At 56.2% G+C, this 16,182-nt stretch carries 14 protein-coding genes; 9 read left to right on the top strand and 5 right to left on the bottom strand.

The features are described from left to right. Positions 1 to 670: type VI secretion system tip protein TssI/VgrG (gene tssI / locus AUC60_RS14145; RefSeq protein WP_144443262.1), on the bottom strand; the 670-nt coding region annotated here is incomplete at its 3' end. A gap of 241 nt (positions 671 to 911) precedes the next feature. On the opposite strand from tssI, the gene AUC60_RS14140 reads away from it, so the two are divergent. The 3 genes from AUC60_RS14140 (at position 912) to ppk2 (ending at position 2,885) form a co-directional block, all read left to right on the top strand. After that, a complete protein-coding gene (locus tag AUC60_RS14140; protein ID WP_027900182.1) occupies positions 912 to 1,139 on the top strand; it encodes a hypothetical protein in 228 nt (75 codons plus the stop codon). A gap of 48 nt (positions 1,140 to 1,187) precedes the next feature. Further along, positions 1,188 to 1,892, top strand: a complete 705-nt coding sequence (locus AUC60_RS14135) for a YoaK family protein (protein WP_087268309.1) — start codon at positions 1,188 to 1,190, stop codon at positions 1,890 to 1,892. Positions 1,893 to 1,967: 75 nt separating this feature from the next. Further along, positions 1,968 to 2,885, top strand: coding sequence for a polyphosphate kinase 2 (gene ppk2 / locus AUC60_RS14130; RefSeq protein ID WP_087268306.1), 918 nt, complete (start codon positions 1,968 to 1,970; stop codon positions 2,883 to 2,885). Positions 2,886 to 2,932: 47 nt separating this feature from the next. Here the strand turns inward: ppk2 and AUC60_RS14125 are convergent, their stop codons facing one another. Next, the gene (locus AUC60_RS14125) at positions 2,933 to 4,789 is read right to left on the bottom strand and encodes a pyruvate kinase (protein ID WP_087268303.1); all 1,857 of its coding nucleotides are present in this window, start codon (positions 4,787 to 4,789) and stop codon (positions 2,933 to 2,935) included. 223 nt (positions 4,790 to 5,012) lie between these two features. Between AUC60_RS14125 and AUC60_RS14120 the strand changes: the two genes are divergently transcribed. The 4 genes from AUC60_RS14120 (at position 5,013) to AUC60_RS14105 (ending at position 10,182) form a co-directional block, all read left to right on the top strand. Next, positions 5,013 to 5,948: an AEC family transporter gene (locus tag AUC60_RS14120; protein WP_087268299.1), complete on the top strand. Its 936-nt coding sequence runs from the start codon at positions 5,013 to 5,015 to the stop codon at positions 5,946 to 5,948. A 66-nt stretch (positions 5,949 to 6,014) separates the two neighbouring features. Then, the gene (locus AUC60_RS14115) at positions 6,015 to 6,977 is read left to right on the top strand and encodes a class I SAM-dependent methyltransferase (protein WP_087268295.1); all 963 of its coding nucleotides are present in this window, start codon (positions 6,015 to 6,017) and stop codon (positions 6,975 to 6,977) included. A gap of 270 nt (positions 6,978 to 7,247) precedes the next feature. Then, positions 7,248 to 8,870 (top strand): methyl-accepting chemotaxis protein, encoded by a 1,623-nt coding sequence (locus tag AUC60_RS14110; protein WP_087268292.1) that lies wholly within the window; start codon positions 7,248 to 7,250, stop codon positions 8,868 to 8,870. Between the two features lie 76 nt (positions 8,871 to 8,946). Then, positions 8,947 to 10,182 carry a cyclic di-GMP phosphodiesterase gene (locus AUC60_RS14105; RefSeq protein WP_087268289.1) on the top strand — a complete coding sequence of 412 codons (1,236 nt, stop codon included), beginning with the start codon at positions 8,947 to 8,949 and terminating at the stop codon, positions 10,180 to 10,182. Positions 10,183 to 10,351: 169 nt separating this feature from the next. Here AUC60_RS14105 and AUC60_RS14100 read toward each other — a convergent pair whose 3' ends face one another. The 3 genes from AUC60_RS14100 to AUC60_RS14090 all read right to left on the bottom strand — a co-directional run bounded on the left by AUC60_RS14100 (position 10,352) and on the right by AUC60_RS14090 (position 13,863). Continuing rightward, complete coding sequence (locus AUC60_RS14100) at positions 10,352 to 10,786, bottom strand: nuclear transport factor 2 family protein (protein ID WP_087268286.1); 435 nt, start codon at positions 10,784 to 10,786, stop codon at positions 10,352 to 10,354. A gap of 296 nt (positions 10,787 to 11,082) precedes the next feature. Then, positions 11,083 to 12,735: a malate dehydrogenase (quinone) gene (mqo, locus tag AUC60_RS14095; protein ID WP_087268283.1), complete on the bottom strand. Its 1,653-nt coding sequence runs from the start codon at positions 12,733 to 12,735 to the stop codon at positions 11,083 to 11,085. Between the two features lie 423 nt (positions 12,736 to 13,158). Continuing rightward, positions 13,159 to 13,863, bottom strand: coding sequence for a GNAT family N-acetyltransferase (locus AUC60_RS14090; RefSeq protein ID WP_087268280.1), 705 nt, complete (start codon positions 13,861 to 13,863; stop codon positions 13,159 to 13,161). A gap of 357 nt (positions 13,864 to 14,220) precedes the next feature. Here AUC60_RS14090 and yghX point away from each other — a divergent pair, with 357 nt between their 5' ends. Both yghX and epsC read left to right on the top strand, forming a co-directional pair. Further along, complete coding sequence (yghX, locus tag AUC60_RS14085) at positions 14,221 to 15,108, top strand: YghX family hydrolase (protein WP_087268277.1); 888 nt, start codon at positions 14,221 to 14,223, stop codon at positions 15,106 to 15,108. 297 nt (positions 15,109 to 15,405) lie between these two features. Then, complete coding sequence (gene epsC, locus AUC60_RS14080; protein ID WP_087268275.1) at positions 15,406 to 16,182, top strand: serine O-acetyltransferase EpsC; 777 nt, start codon at positions 15,406 to 15,408, stop codon at positions 16,180 to 16,182.

The following is a 16,182-nucleotide window of genomic DNA, read 5'->3' as shown; positions in this document are numbered from 1 at the left end:
TCTTGCCTGAACGTGTTGCGAGACAAACGTTGAATTTATGGATAACCGAAGCTTCTGCGACCAGCCCGCTGCTCTGTACATATGCGACCGCAGGTTTGAGCACCGGCAATTGAATCGGGTCGTCCGCAAACACCAGCAGATGCGCGCCTGGGCTGTGCTGGAAGTGAAAGTGGATGCCCTCTTCTTCACATAACCTGCGCACGAAATGCAGGTCGGTTTCCTGATACTGGGTGCAGTAGTCGCGAGGCTTGCAGGATTCGCGCAACCTGAAAGCAAACGCATTACTGAAAATGGCGTGATCCTTGAGGACCAGCGCGATGATGTCCGGGACCGTCTTGCCCTGGAAAATACGGTGATTGCGGCGGTATTCCAGCCGCTTGAGGCAAGGGACCAGCTGGATGAAATAGTGGGTAAAGCGCTTGCCGGAGTCACCCTGGGCAATTTCGCCAATCTGCCCGTGAAAACCATGACCGTCAGCGTCGAACCTCAGAAATGCCAGGCGGTGTAGCAATTCTTCCAGTTTAAGGTTGGCGGGTTCGCTGACCAGCTCGATGCGTACGCTGAACGGACGACTGATGGACTCTTTGGCGGTGAAAGCCAGCACTCGTAAGTCATGCTCAAGCCCGTCGATTTCCAGCGTGAACGAGGCGCGATTGGCGGGGTTGAACATGGGCGAGTCCTTGGCCTGAGTAAAGGGCGGGACTTTGCCGAAAGGCGCTCGATACGTCAGTCAGCCGATGCAGAGCAGGTTTGTAGGAGGCTTCCGAAACAAGGGAAGTCTCAGTTATCGGATTACAGCCTGCCAGGACGTCTCTTATGGATAAGTAGGTAGCCGACACATTGCTTGTTCCCCCAGAAAAAGCGATGCTCCACTGCATAGAAATCACTGGTACTTATAAGAAGGAAACATCATGGCCCTGAACAAGCCAACCCAGGAGCTCAAGCGTCACCTGAAAGGGACCGCTGAAAACCTTGAAAGCACGGCCAACGAAATACTCAAACTTGCTGAACAAATGACCGATGTCGACGTCACGGCCATTCTGCAATTGGTCAACCGGCTGTATGGCGATGCCGACCAGCTCAAAGCCTATGCCGATGAGATCAAAGCCAAGCGAATCGTTCGCGCCAAGGCACTTTAAGCGTTGCAATGTTCGCGTCTGAATCAGTGATCAATGCGGGGACCTTCGATGCTTCCTTCTACCGCCAGTGCCAGCGCTAATCTGAAGCATCTGCACATGCAGAAATGGCGCGGGCGCGTAGGTATGTCATTGGCTGCGAGCCTTTCGGTGCTGGCAGGCATGACCGATGCCATCGGTTTTATGGCGACCGGTGACTACGTGTCCTTCATGAGCGGCAACACTACTCGCCTGGCGGTGGCGATCAGCGATGGAGACCTCAGCACCACGTCTCGTCTGGCGCTGGCAATTATCACGTTCGTGGTCGGTAACGCACTGGGGGTGATCGTCGCCCGATTGAGTGGCCGACGCGCCCTGCCCTTGCTGCTGAGCATAGGCATGCTGCTCTGCGCAGCCGCAGCCTGGCCATTGGGCTCGCAGATTCTGACCGTCATGGCGGCGATTCTGGCCATGGGCATGCTCAATGCCGCCGTCGAACAGGTCAACGGTCTGCCGGTGGGGCTGACGTATGTCACGGGCGCACTTTCGCGATTTGGCCGAGGCCTTGGGCGCTGGATGCTCGGCGAACGCCGTGACGGCTGGCGGATACAACTGGTGCCTTGGGCTGGCATGTGCGCAGGAGCGGTCATCGGCGCGCTTCTGGAAAGTCGACTCGGGCCCAATGCGCTATTGATAAGCGGTGCATTCGCCGCACTGCTGGGGCTTCTGACCCTGTTGATCCCCTATCGCTGGCAGCGTCGTTATATCCCACGCTAAGTCTTTAAACTGTCACCTTTGCGTCATGGAGGCTGATTAACATCTGAGGACTTTTCCTACAGGTGAGCGCCCGACATGTCTCCTACCCACGAAAATCTCGCGCGTCGCATCCATCGTGAACTGCTCGACCATAACGACGAAGAGCTGGAACTTGAACTGGCTGAAGACGAGTACAGCCTGGACAAGCTGTTCGAAAGCGATATCAGTGACAACGATGAGAAGAAAGCCCGCCACCTGTATTTCAGTGAGCTGTTCCGCCTGCAGGGTGAACTGGTCAAGTTACAAAGCTGGGTCGTGAAAACCGGGCACAAAGTCGTGATCCTTTTCGAGGGTCGCGATGCCGCCGGTAAGGGCGGCGTCATCAAACGTATCACGCAGCGCCTCAACCCTCGGGTCTGCCGTGTCGCCGCGCTGCCCGCCCCCAATGACCGTGAACGCACCCAGTGGTATTTCCAGCGCTACGTTTCGCACCTGCCAGCCGCCGGTGAAATCGTCCTGTTCGACCGCAGTTGGTATAACCGCGCAGGCGTGGAAAAGGTCATGGGTTTTTGCGATGACGATCAGTACGAAGAGTTCTTCCGTACCGTACCCGAGTTTGAACGCATGCTCGCCCGCTCCGGCATTCAGTTGATCAAGTACTGGTTCTCGATCTCCGATCAGGAACAGCACTTGCGCTTTCTCAGCCGTATCCATGATCCGCTCAAGCAATGGAAGCTCAGCCCAATGGACCTCGAGTCGCGTCGTCGCTGGGAGGATTACACCAAAGCCAAGGAAATCATGCTTGAGCGTACTCACATCGCTGAAGCGCCGTGGTGGGTCGTGCAGGCGGACGACAAGAAAACTGCACGTCTGAACTGCATCCATCATTTGCTCGGTCAGATGCCCTACGAAGAGGTCGAGCAACCGGCAATTGAGCTGCCAGAGCGTCAGCGCCGTGAGGACTACAGCCGCGTGCCGACGCCCAGTGAGCTGATCATCCCGCAAATTTATTGAGCACAGCCCGAAGAGCGTCTGGACCAGAGTCCAGGCGTTCGGAGGGCTCAGGCGTTCAGCTCGGCGACACTCAGCTTGCGCAGCAAGTCGCGCTTTTTGCTGCGATGCCCCTGCATACGCACCAATAAATCGTCCAGCGTACCCATGGCCTCCAGAATGTGCGGGCCTTTATTGAGCATCACACATTCAGCTCGCACTCCCATCGCCGCATCAGTAATTTCGGCACGGGTTGCAGCGCCAGTCTTGGCCAGGGTGTCCAGCACTTGAGTCGCCCAGATCACAGGGACATGGGCCGCCTCGCAAATACACAGGATTTCTTCCTGCAACTCTGCAGTTCGCTCGAAACCGTTTTCTACCGCCAGATCTCCCCGGGCAATCATCACGCCCAGCCGCGGATTCTGCATGCCTGCCAGTAACAACGCAGCGAGGCTTTCGAATCCGCGTCGTGTTTCAATTTTCAACACGACCCCCAGATGCTCGGCATCAAGACGCTTCAAATGCGCCAGAAGTGATTTGACGTCTTCAGGGCTGTTCACGAACGACAACTCCACCACATCCGCGTGCTGGCTGGCGAACGCAAGCGCTTCCAGGTCTTCGGGCGACAGCGCGTCGAGTTGCAGCTCGCTGTCGGGCAGATTGATACCCTTGTCGCTTTTCAGTTTGGCGCCGCCCGGCGCATGAGTAATACGGACGGTAACGACGTCGGCCTGCACTGACTGAATGCGCCCACCGATTTTCCCATCGTCAAACCATATCGGTTCGTTGGCGCGCAGGTCCTTGAACACCTCAGGCAACGTACACCCGATACGCGCCGGGGTCAGGACCTTGCCGTTGCAGTCCATCACTGCAGGATGGCCGTGACTGGCATCGGCGCTCAGCAGTAAAACATCCCCTTCGTTGAGGACAATGCTTTGCTCCCGAGGTGGCACGCCGGTGATGCGTTCTGACTTTGGCCGCCCCCTATGTTTTTTCAGGTGCAGCTCTATACCGGGAATCATATAGGCCGTCTTGCGCAGCTCCGCCCGACAGCCTTGCCCCGTGACTTCAACGATAGACAATGAACGACTTGAATCCCTCGCGTCCCTGAACGCGAGCTCATCACCGACCTGCAACTGCGTTAACCATTTTCCCGGCATCTGCAAACAATAGTCATCGCCTGAAAAGGCCTCCGGTTCTTCGGCAAGCCAGACTTGAGCGGGGGTCACGATGCGTCCGAAATCATCGCGTTGCGGGCGGATTTTCAACACCGCGGGGCCGGGCTGTATCTGCCCCGTGCGCAACTTCGGCCCTGCCAGGTCCATCATGACCTGACAGGTTCTGCCGACCTTGGCTGCGGCGCTGCGACCATGCTCAATCATTTTCAGCCAGGTAGCCGGGTCATCGTGAGCGCAGTTGATGCGTTGACAATCCATGCCCGCCCGCACCAGTTCGCCGACCATGGAAGGATTGGTCGCTGCCTCATGAGGCATGGTCACCATGATGCGCACGCCCCGCTCTGGCGATGGCCCGCCGAATAACTGGTCCGCGTGCAGGTTCAAGAGCTTTTCCCCTGTCTGGTTCACCACGCTGCCCGAGTTCTCTTCAAGCTCCGCGCGGGGGAGCAAGCGCTTCAAGACATCGATGACCCTGTCGACCGATGCGAGCGTATTGGCTTCACAGCGCCCCAGGGAGGAAAGGCCAAGCCCGGACAACTGCTGTTGCAGAGGGCGAATATCATGGCGGCGCAACGCGAGATAGCCCAACAAGTTGCGGGCGCTGTCCAGATAATCAGGATGTACTTGCATGCTCTCGATGGGCGTGCGGGCAGCAGCCTCCATCTTGACTCGCAAAAAAGAAAGACGCTTGAGCGCGGCTCGTATTTGTTGCTCATCCAACACGTTGAAGTCGGTTTCTATAATCGTCATGGCGGGCACTCGCTTCGAATGGAGACCATTGCGGTCCGTCAGACAAGCACCTGGACCAGCGCAATGTGCGGACTTAAAGGCTAAGACTCGATTGTGACGATCTGCTTACCGTGGACGGCCAGCAGATGGACGGGCCTGCGCAGCAAGGAAAAAATAGATTGGACGCTAACGATTTTCGTGCTTAACCTTGCCCGCCTGTTTGCGCGCAACGGGTCTGGCCTGAATGTTTGCTGTTCTCAATGTATTGCTGCCGATTTTCGCCCTGATCCTGCTGGGGTTCATCTGCCGTCGCACGAACCGCCTGGGCCCCAATGCCGCGTCGGAAATCAACCGGATGGTGGTCTGGCTGTGTTTACCGGCGCTGCTCTTCAGCGTTACCGCGACATCGACCTGGGAGCAGATCTGGCACCCCGGTTTCGTTATCGGCTTTACCTTGAGCACCTTATCGGTGTTCGTCGTCACCCTGCTCCTGCGCTGGAAGAAAGGCACTAATCTGGCCGACGCCAGCATCGATGCACTCGGTGGTTCCTATGCCAACGCGGGTTATATCGGTATCCCGCTGTGCGTGATGGTGCTCGGCCAGGAAGGACTGCAACCGGCGTTGGTCGGCGCACTACTGGTGGTTTGCGTTTTATTTGGCCTGGCACTGGTTTGTGTCGAAGTCGGACTGCAAACCGAGCGCCGACCGCACCGCATTGCCTTGAAAGTACTTCTGGCGCTGGCGAAAAATCCTCTTGTGGTGTCTCCGATCCTCGGCGCGTTATGGGCTAGCACCAGCACGCCCCTGCCCGGCGCGCTGGAAAAACTGCTCAGCCTGCTGGGTGCGGCCACCAGTCCCTGCGCGTTAGTCGCGCTTGGCCTGTTCCTCGCCGAAAAACAGCAAGGTACACGTGAGGGAACGTCGCTGTTGGTCCTGATCAAGCTGATCGGCCACCCGCTGCTGACCTGGGTGCTGGTGTTTCATGTATTCGACGTGCCGCTTCTATGGGCCAATGCCGCCTTGCTGCTCAGTGCACTGCCAACCGGCACTGGCCCTTTCATGCTCGCGGAATACTACAAGCGCGAAGCGTCACTGGTCTCGAGCACGATTCTGGTGTCGACCCTCGGCTCGCTCGTAACGCTTTCGATCTGTCTGTACCTGATCAGTCATCCCGGTTGACGTTGCTGCCCGTCCGGCGTCGATAACGTTTAACATGTCGCGCCTTTTCGCCACTGATTGCCCGTCATGACCCCAGAAGCACTCGCCGTCCTGAACCAGCATCTGCTGGATGCCCTGCAAACCGCACCCGATGAAACACGCCGTCTGTTTCACGGCCGAGGCCGCGTATGGCCGGGACTTGAACAGGTGACGGTCGACTGGATGCAGGGCGTGGTGCTGGTGTCGCTCTTTCGCGAGCCCGCAAAGGCCGAGCTTGAAGCACTGACTCAATTGCTGCTGGAACTGACCCGTACGCCCCAATGGCTGAACAGCAAGGCGCATACCTTGTTGCTGCAACATCGCTATCTGCCCGAAAGCACCACTGAATGGCTACTGGGTGAGCGGGTCGAAGAATGGCAAATCACTGAAAGCGGCCTGCACTTCAGGGTGGATCTGGGCAGGAAGCAAAACTGTGGTCTGTTTCTGGACATGCGTTACGGGCGCGACTGGGTGCGTGCGCAGGCGCAAGGCAAGCGGGTATTGAATCTGTTTGCCTACACCTGTGGTTTTTCGGTGGCGGCCATCGCAGGCGGTGCCGAACATGTGGTCAATCTGGACATGTCCCGCGCCGCACTTACTCGCGGACGGGAGAACCACCGCCTGAATCAGCACGATTTGCGCAAAGTCAGCTTTCTGGACCACGAGCTGTTCAAGTCCTGGGGCAAAGTGAAAAAATCCGGCCCTTATGATTTGGTCATCATTGATCCGCCCTCCTTCCAGCGCGGCAGCTTCCTGCTCGACAAGGATTACCAGAAAGTCCTGCGACGGATGCCCGAACTACTGATTCCCGGCGGTCAGGTGCTGGCCTGCATGAACGAGCCAAGCCTGGGTTCCGACTTCCTGATTAACCACACCGCCACCGAAGCACCTGGCCTGCGCTTCGAACAACGCCTGCCCAATCCGCCTGAGTTCCCGGATGCCGAAGTCGAGGGCGGGCTTAAAGCACTGCTCTTTACCAACACTTTTCAAGCCTCAGGCGCTGTAACATAACAGCGATCGTTAGTTAGCTTCGCAACTTTAAAGTCACGAAGTGGATCCAATTAATATTTAATGGCGCCAAATAAACATCTATTTGACGCCCTTAAAGTTTGCGCTATAAACGCCGATGGACTTTGATAACCAACCCTGTGTAAACAACAAAACTTTTTTATGCAGATGATGGTTTTTTCACATCCAGGCGGCTAGATTGATATCAAGTCGCCACTAGGTAGATCAGTTGAATCACAGCTATCGCAGCGTGGCGATTCGAGGTATCTCGGCATGAAAACAAGAAATATAAAACTGACCACCAGAGCCCTGTTCAGCTTCGGCATCATTTGTCTCCTATTGATCGGCCTTGGCGTCGCCTCGTTGCTGAAGATGGATGACATCCATGACTCCGCCTCCGACCTGCAGAACAACTGGCTGCCCAGTGTCAGACAGGCCAGCAGGATAGAGACCGCCATGCTCCTATACCGTCTGGATGCCAGGCGTTTTGTCATGGACGATGCCAGGCTGGGCGAGGCATCGATCAAGAAAATCAATCAACTTAAAGCTAACTTGAGCACCGCCACACAAGACTATGCACCGTTGGTTTCCGACGCGACCGAGAAAGAGCTGTTCAATAAGGTCGCGAGTAACGTCAGTGCCTATCAAAGCAAAATCGACGAACTGATGGAGCTAAGTAAAACCCGCACCTATCAGGAAATGGCGGTGTTCATTCAAGACACTTCCAAGCCTCAAGCCGTGGCACTGCAAGCCGCCATCGAGGCATTGATCAGTATTAATGAAAAAGGCGCATTGCAATCCGGATCAATCGCCGATGAAAGTTTTACCAGTGGGCGCTACATCTCAATGATATTCATTGTTATCGCCGTTATCGTAACGATCTTTGTCGCCGTCGCATTTACGCGAAGTATTACCCAGCCCATTCAAACCTTACTGGTCACCACCCGCAAGATTGCCGACGGTGATCTGCGCACCACGGTAGAAATCAGCGGCGCAGATGAAATGACCGAGCTGCAGACCGCCACCGCGACCATGCTGGCGAGCCTGAAAGGAACGATCCAGCACATATCTGATTCATCAGGGCAACTTGCCTCCGCAGCGGAGGAAATGAGCTCGATCACCAAAGAGTCTAATGCCGGCATTCAGCGTCAAAGCATGGAAACCGAACAAGCGGCTACGGCGGTTAACGAGATGACCGCTGCTGTTGAAGAGGTCGCACGCAACGCGGTATCGGCCTCGCAATCAACCCAGGCGTCCGAGCGCTCGGCCCAGACTGGACAAGAACGTGTGAGCCAGACCATCGCCTCGCTGGAAAAACTCAGCACAACGGTCGAGCGTACCGGTGTTGAAGTCGAAGGCCTGGCGAACCAGGCACAGCACATCGCTAAAGTGCTGGACGTGATTGGCTCCATTGCCGAACAAACCAACCTGCTGGCTTTGAACGCAGCGATCGAAGCAGCCCGCGCGGGCGAGCAAGGCCGCGGTTTTGCCGTGGTAGCGGATGAAGTCCGCGCACTGGCCCACAGAACCCAGACGTCTACCCGGGAAATCGAGCAGATGATCCAGGGCATTCAGAAAGATTCGACGCTGGCGGTGCAGTCGATGAAACAAAGCTCGCTTGAAGCCGGATCGACATTGCAGATTGCCCATGAAGCCGGCATCGCAATCAAACAAATCACCGCGGCGATTTCCGACATCAATGAGCGGAATCTACTGATAGCCACCGCTTCAGAGCAGCAGGCACAAGTCGCCCGTTCGGTTGACCAGAACCTGGTGAGTATTCGCGACTTGTCTTCACAAAGCTCATCTGCCGCCAGCCAGACTTCACTGGCAAGCAATGAGCTGTCGCAACTGGCCGTGGGCCTCAATCGTCTGGTAGCGAGGTTTTCGATATAGCCAAATGCAGGAAAAAACGCGATCAGTTCCGAATGCCTGATCGCGAACTTCAGCCATAAAAAAGCGAGTAACTATCGTGCTGAAACATATCTCTGTGGCCGAGCTGCGCCTCGGTATGTACGTACACGAATTCTGTGGCTCAGGGATAGAGCAGTCATTCTGGAAAAACGGATTCATGCTTTCGAACGAGCATGATCTGCAGCGCATACTCGACGCTAAAGTCGCAGAACTCTGGATCGATGACAGCCGAGGTGTCGGCCCGATACCGGCGCAGTCTCTGCAAGCAGATCCTGCCTTGCCGACCAACCTGCAAACCATCGCCAACCGACCGATCCCGCACAGGGTCGCATTGAATCAGGAGATTTCCCGGTCGCTGAAGCTGTGCGCTCATTCCAGAGCTGCGGTGGAGAAGATGTTCAGTGATTTACGCATGGGCCAGGTCATTGAAGTGGAGCAGGTCAGCGAATTGGTAGAGGAGATCTCCGACTCGCTAGCTCGGCACCCCGATGCCTTGATCAGTCTTGCGCGACTGAAAACCTGTGACGAATACACCTACATGCATTCGGTCGCGGTCTGTGCGCTGATGATCGCCCTCGCCCGCCAGCTTGGGCTGCCGCCAGCTCTGGTTCATGAGGCGGGCATTGCAGGCCTGATGCATGACGTGGGCAAAGTCGTGATCCCGTTGACCATCCTCAACAAGCCAGGTGCGCTGAGCGATGAGGAATTCGCGACCATGCGCAGCCATTCGCAGTGCGGGGCCACTATGCTGATGCAGAGCCAGCATTTCAGCGTTCGCGTCATGGACGTCTGCCTGCATCACCATGAAAAGATCGATGGCACGGGCTATCCCCACAGGCTGGCCGGTACTCAGATCAGCCTGTTCGCAAGAATGGGTGCGGTGTGTGATGTCTATGACGCGGTGACTTCGGATCGCCCCTACAAGGAGGCTTGGGGTCCCGCCGAAGCCATCCATCGTATGGCCCAATGGCAGGGGCATTTTGATGAAAAGGTATTTCAGGCCTTCGTCAAGTGCGTCGGCATTTACCCGGTGGGTGCGCTGGTTCGCCTGCAGAGCGGCCGTATTGGTGTCGTCACCGAACAGCACGAAAAATCACTGCTTACGCCCAAGGTCCGGGTGTTCTTTTGTGCCAATAACAATAAGCCCATTGCGCATGCCACTATCAACCTCGCGGCACTGTTGGGCCAGGACCGGATCGTGGGTCTTGAGTCAGCGAAGGAATGGGGATTCAGCAACCTGGATGAGCTGTGGTTAGAGACGAACGCGGCGAGTAAGTCGAGTTGTAGCCAGTAACAAATCTTGTAGGAGCTGCCGAAGGCTGCGAAACCAATTGCCCTGTTGGAGCAAGGCTTGCCCGCTAAGCGTTCGATGAGGTCTGTCAGGCAGATCGCGTCATCGTTCTTCGCGGGCAAGCCTCGCTCCAACGGACAGTGCAGTCATGAGAGCGGTGCTTACACTCACATCAGAACTTGAATGCCTGACGCCCGATCAGCAGCCACTTGCCGTCCTGCTTCTGCCAGATCTGGAAGTTTTCGATTTCAGTCGGCACAACCTTGCCGCTGTTCACCGCCTCAGCGGAGAAGTGGTTGCGCACCAGAGCGGTATCGCCTGACAGGGTGACCTGCTGCTTCTGCATCTCAAGCCGGTTGAATGCGCTTTTGCCAGTTTCGATATCGGCGATAAAGGCCTTCTTGTCCTGAATGTTGCCGCTGGAATGACCGTAAGTGAGGTTGTCAGCAGTCAACGCCTGCAGTTGCGCAATATCCTTGTGCCACATGGCCTGAGTAAGTTTATCGACAGCCTTTTCAACATCGGCTTGATCCGAAGCGTGAGCAGTAGCCGTATAACCGCCGAACAGGCAGAGAAATGCAACGAGCAGCTTGAAACTCTTGTTCATGGTTGTTCCTTGTTATTGTTTATTGGCGATGGAATACGCGTATAGATCGAGTTGTCTTATACGACGTCTTACAACATAGCTTATTTATCAAGCCAGGCAAACGTGATTTTCAAACCAGACGCTTTAGCTGATTAAACCCATAATTATTTGTGGCTATTAGTACTCGGTTTTAAATCTGTCGTGCGCTGAAACGCAAAAACCCGACACTGCCGCTAAAGCAGTGCCGGGTTTTCTGTTCGGGTTTCAAATGGCCATTGCTGACCGCCTGAACCCGATGCGTTTGACGATAAAGCTTATTACAGAGCCATATCCGCAGCCGGATTGCTTGGCTGTGGCTTTGCAGGCTTGGCCGGAGCAGCGCTTGCAGCAGGATAAGCTGCCGGGTCAATTACCGGCGGCTTGGTCAGCTGCAGAACTTCAGCGGTGTAATCCCACGACTGCTGAACGCGCTCAGGCGAGCCATTGAGCTTGGTGCCGTAGCTCGGAACGATCTGGCGCATACGGGCTTGCCACTCTGGAGTAGCAACCTTGTCCTTGAAGGCTTTTTCAAGCACATCGATCATGATCGGAGGTGCAGTCGAAGCACCTGGCGAGGCGCCCAGCAGACCAGCGATAGAGCGATCCTGGGAGAAAACAACCTCGGTACCCAGCTTCAACACGCCGCCTTTTTCAGCGTCGCGCTTGATGATCTGCACACGCTGACCAGCTTGCCACAAGCGCCAGTCTTCTTTCTTGGCGTGCGGGAAGTACTCTTTCAGCGCAGCGAAGCGGTCGTCATCCGACATCATCAACTGGCCTGCCAGGTACTCGATCAGCGGATACTGCTCAACGCCAACCTTGGTCATCGGCCACACGTTATGGGTCGTGGTGGTCGACAGCAGGTCAAGGTAAGAACCTTCCTTGAGGAACTTGGTGGAGAAGGTCGCGAATGGTCCGAACAGAATCATGCGCTTACCGTCCAGGACACGAGTATCCAGGTGCGGCACGGACATGGGTGGCGCGCCAGTCGAGGCGATGCCGTAGGCCTTGGCCATGTGCTGCAGAGCGATGTCCTGATTTTCAGTCACCAGGAACGAGCCACCAACCGGGAAGCCACCGTATTCACGGGCTTCAGGGATATCAGCTTTTTGCAGCAGCTTCAGAGCCCCGCCGCCAGCACCGACAAACACGAACTTCGCGTCTGTACCGTGGCTGGTACCGTCTTTCAGGTTTTTGTATTCAACGTGCCAGCTGCCGTCCTTGTTGCGCGTGATTTCCTGGACTTCGCTCGACAATTTCAGGTCAAACACAGGCTTGGTCTGCAGGTTGGCAACGTACTGGCGAGTGACTTCGCCCCAGTTCGCATCAGTACCGAGCGGCGACCAGGTAGCGGCGATTTTCTGGTTTGGGTCACGCCCTTCCATCATCAGTGGAACCCACTGTTTGATCTGAGCCTGATCTTCGCTGTACTGCATGCCGGCAAACAGTGGGCTGGTTTTCAGCGCTTCGTAGCGGGCCTTGAGGAACTTCACGTTATCGTCACCCCACATGAAGCTCATGTGCGGAGTCGAATTGATGAACGAATGCGGGTTTTTCAATACGCCGTTCTTGACCTGCCACGCCATGAACTGACGGGTGACCTGGAACGCTTCGTTGATCTCGATGGCCTTGGCGATCTCGATCTTGCCGTCTTTACCGTACGGGGTGTAGTTGGACTCGGCCAGGGCAGAGTGACCGGTACCGGCGTTGTTCCAGCCGTTGGAGCTTTCTTCGGCGACTTTGTCGAGACGCTCGACCATTTCCATGGTCCAGGTCGGCTCCAGCTCGTTGAGCCAGGTGCCCAGAGTGGCGCTCATGATGCCGCCGCCGATCAACAATACGTCAACTTTTTTTGCTTCAGCTGCATGCAAGGGCGAAAGTCCCATCGACATCGCCAGGCCCAGAAGGGCTGTGTTCACTTTTTTTAACATACTGTGATTTCCAGGATAGAACGTCATCCCTTCGTCAGTCTGAGCAATAGCTGCCCGGTTACACGCATGCGACGTGGCATCTCGTGAACTGCGGCAATCGGCAGGACCAACGACTGGACATACAAGGCTGATTTACTGCTACCAACCTCACTCTCTTGTCTCTCCTGAGCTGACTTCTTGTTTGCCATTGTTTTCAGCTGCTGAGTGACATTGAATCTCTTGGTACATCGTCAGAACAAAGCTGCTCCGACAACCTCGTTACAACCAGCACCCAGGTCTTTCACGGAACAACATCTGCTACTTGCGTAACAAAGGGTCATGCGTTGTGAAGCACATATGTACACGTGTGTCGGGAACCGCGAACGGTAATTGTAATCGGATACAGGTTCTGGAGCGAACTTTTACCGATAATCAAACGCGCATTTAATCGATAGTCTCGTTCGAAGCGGGCCTCTGACGCGCATCGACCAGCGCTTTCGCCTGTCTTGCTAGTTGATCCAGATGTCGATCACGCTGTTTCTCGGCCTCTATCATCGGCCGTTTTCCGTGCTGCTGAAGTAAATAAGCGTGAATTTGCCGAATCTCCAGCGAATTGTAGATCGGTGCGACATCCAGGACCGCCACAAGGCCATCAGTGCCGTGATCCCAAGTATTCATTAATACCTGCGGACCGCGAGCGGCCAGTACCTGAAAACCCATCGCCTCGAAACGCGGAACCGCCGCAGCGCGACAGGCCAGCTCGGCATGCGGATAGCGACCGGTCATCTTCTTCAACATGGCCCTCGCCACGCCTTTACGGCGCTGTCTCGTCTGTACTGCCATGAACGCCACCGCGCACGCTTCGGGATCGTCCTTGACGGGCAGATACAGCAAGAAACCGATAACGGTGTCGGGCTCATCGGCATCCAGCGCGACGATCAATTCAACGGGGATCCCTTTTGACCCATCCATGGCATCGATATAGAGGTGAACCTCGTAGCCGACGCCATATTGATAAAGGCTGTAAAGAGGGTTGCTGGGCGCAATATTGACCATGCTGATATCAGTGACGTAGTCGACCACCATCTTCATGATCTGGCTTTTGATCGACTCGGGTGGCGGGTTTTCAAGGCGGGTGACGGTGAACATCGAGGTGGCGACTCCAGACTTTAAGGCATCCCCGGACCGGCATGCTCGGCCCGAAGGGGCGCCATCATACCCGCTCTTGCCAGCAGAACAGAGCACACAACGCACAATCTATCTGCCGGCACGCTCGCTCTCATCAAACAAGAAAAAGGACTATCCGAGTTGGAATGCTTTTTCTGGAGCTCACGAGCACCGCGAAGCAACGATGGCATCCTGTCTGATACATCGCTATCGCGGCCTCGCGCTGCTCGTGCGCTCCTACAGGAATCGTGTTTGCTGCAAAACAGCGGTGTGTCACCCATTTGCCTCACCGGCAAAGACTGCTTTAATCAGCCGACTCACCGAAGAAGGAGCGAACAGATGGAGCGTCTCACCGCGAAAGATTTTTCCCCGGAATTGCTTGAGTTGTACGACTACTACGCCCACGGCAAGATCAACAGGCGTGAATTCCTTGATCGCGCGGCGGCTTTCACCGTGTTCGGCCTGACCGCCAGCGCTGTTCTTGCTTCGTTGAGCCCGAACTACGCAATGGCCCAACAGGTAGAGTTCACCGACCCGGACATCGTCGCCGAGTACGTCACCTACCCCTCCCCCAAAGGTCACGGCCAGGTGCGCGGCTATTGGGTTCGCCCGGCAAAAGCCACCGGCAAACTACCCGCCGTGGTGGTGGCGCATGAGAATCGCGGGCTGAACCCCTATATCGAAGACGTTGCCCGCCGCGTAGCAAAAGCCGGTTTCATCGCACTCGCCCCTGACGGCCTGAGCTCGGTGGGCGGCTACCCCGGCAATGATGACAAAGGTCGAGAATTGCAGCAGACGGTAGACCCGGAAAAACTCATGAACGACTTCTTCGCCGCCATCGAGTGGATGATGAAGCATGACGCAACGACCGGAAAAGTCGGCATCACCGGTTTCTGCTATGGCGGCGGTGTCGCCAACGCCGCAGCGGTTGCCTATCCCGAACTGGCCGCCGCGGTGCCCTTTTATGGACGTCAGGCCAAAGCTGAAGACGTGCCCAGAATCAAGGCCCCGCTACTGATCCATTACGGCGAACTGGACACCCGCATCAACGAAGGCGCAGCGGCTTATGAGCAGGCACTGAAAGCGGCTGGCAAAACGTATCAGGCGTATGTTTATCCCGGCGCCAACCATGGCTTTCATAACGACTCCACTCCGCGCTACGACGAAGCGGCTGCCAAGCTTGCATGGGACAGGACGCTGGAGTGGTTTAACAAGTATCTGGTTTGACATCTGGCTGGATCTCACCATTCCGAAACTGCCGGACCTGGATTTCATCTTGTAGGACCGGCTTCAGCCGTGAGGGCTTCGAGAAAGTCGCTTGATTGCCTTCGGCAAAAATACCGGTCTCCCGACCAAAGCCAGTCCTACAAGTTGAGCGTAGGGGCAAGCTTGCGGGCAGTTTGCAGCACCGCAAGCGACCGCCATCCAGAGTTGCGAAAAAAGCAACAGAGCTGCAGCCCCGAAAGGATTGATAGCGCCCCCTTTGCCTGCCCATACTCGGACCACCCCAAAAAGGAGAACGCCATGGATGCCCTTTGGCAGCGTCTGCAAGATCAGGCCCGGCAGTTGGCTGATCGTAACCCTGTCTTGAGCCAGTATGTGGAACAAGGGATTCTGTCGCAGCCCTCCTTCGCCACCGCCCTGGCGGCAAACCTCTCCCGGCAACTCAAAGAGCAGGCCGACGACGCCGATCTGACGAGCTGGTTCGCCGACATCATTCGGGCCAATCCCGATATTGCATCCAACGCAGCGGCGGATATCAACCATCTGGTCATCGTCAACCCGGCCTGTCCTGATCACCTGACTGCTTTCCTGACTTTCCGCGGCATCCTGGCGGTTCAGGCTTATCGTCTCGGCCACGCTTTGTGGAACGACGGCGATGTGCAGAGCGCAGTACTGTTGCAGAACTGGGCAGCCAATACCTGGAGCATTGATATTCACCCGGCAGCGCGATTGGGCAAGGCACTGTTTGTCGATCACGGCATCGGCCTGGTTATTGGCGAGACCGCCGTAGTAGAAGATGAAGTCAGCCTTTGGCATGGCGTGACCTTGGGCAGCACGCTGGCAGAAGTCGGCGATCGCCATCCAAAGATCCGCCGTGGCGCGTTGATCTGCGCGGGTGCGACCGTGCTGGGCAACATTGAAGTCGGTGCCAAAGCTATCGTCGCTGCCAATGCGGTAGTGCTCAAACCAGTGCCTGCAGGCGCCGTAGTCGCGGGCACACCGGCAAAGGTTGTCGGTAGCGCACCGCAGTCGCTCGCGACCCTGACCTCGAAGACCATAACCGAACGGGAGCAATGA

Source organism: Pseudomonas caspiana (assembly GCF_002158995.1).
Lineage (GTDB): Bacteria > Pseudomonadota > Gammaproteobacteria > Pseudomonadales > Pseudomonadaceae > Aquipseudomonas > Aquipseudomonas caspiana.
The sequence above is the reverse complement of the archived record's forward strand: the minus strand, read 5'-3'. Positions and strand labels throughout refer to the sequence as shown.

Excerpts from the sequence above, each read along its gene's own strand:
- AUC60_RS14140 (WP_027900182.1), top strand. The coding sequence starts at position 912 with ATGGCCCTGAACAAGCCAACCCAGGAGCTCAAGCGTCACCTGAAAGGG.
- AUC60_RS14135 (WP_087268309.1), top strand. The coding sequence starts at position 1,188 with ATGCTTCCTTCTACCGCCAGTGCCAGCGCTAATCTGAAGCATCTGCAC.
- ppk2 (WP_087268306.1), top strand. The coding sequence starts at position 1,968 with ATGTCTCCTACCCACGAAAATCTCGCGCGTCGCATCCATCGTGAACTG.
- AUC60_RS14125 (WP_087268303.1), bottom strand. The coding sequence starts at position 4,789 with ATGACGATTATAGAAACCGACTTCAACGTGTTGGATGAGCAACAAATA.
- AUC60_RS14120 (WP_087268299.1), top strand. The coding sequence starts at position 5,013 with ATGTTTGCTGTTCTCAATGTATTGCTGCCGATTTTCGCCCTGATCCTG.
- AUC60_RS14115 (WP_087268295.1), top strand. The coding sequence starts at position 6,015 with ATGACCCCAGAAGCACTCGCCGTCCTGAACCAGCATCTGCTGGATGCC.
- AUC60_RS14110 (WP_087268292.1), top strand. The coding sequence starts at position 7,248 with ATGAAAACAAGAAATATAAAACTGACCACCAGAGCCCTGTTCAGCTTC.
- AUC60_RS14100 (WP_087268286.1), bottom strand. The coding sequence starts at position 10,786 with ATGAACAAGAGTTTCAAGCTGCTCGTTGCATTTCTCTGCCTGTTCGGC.
- mqo (WP_087268283.1), bottom strand. The coding sequence starts at position 12,735 with ATGTTAAAAAAAGTGAACACAGCCCTTCTGGGCCTGGCGATGTCGATG.
- AUC60_RS14090 (WP_087268280.1), bottom strand. The coding sequence starts at position 13,863 with ATGTTCACCGTCACCCGCCTTGAAAACCCGCCACCCGAGTCGATCAAA.
- yghX (WP_087268277.1), top strand. The coding sequence starts at position 14,221 with ATGGAGCGTCTCACCGCGAAAGATTTTTCCCCGGAATTGCTTGAGTTG.
- epsC (WP_087268275.1), top strand. The coding sequence starts at position 15,406 with ATGGATGCCCTTTGGCAGCGTCTGCAAGATCAGGCCCGGCAGTTGGCT.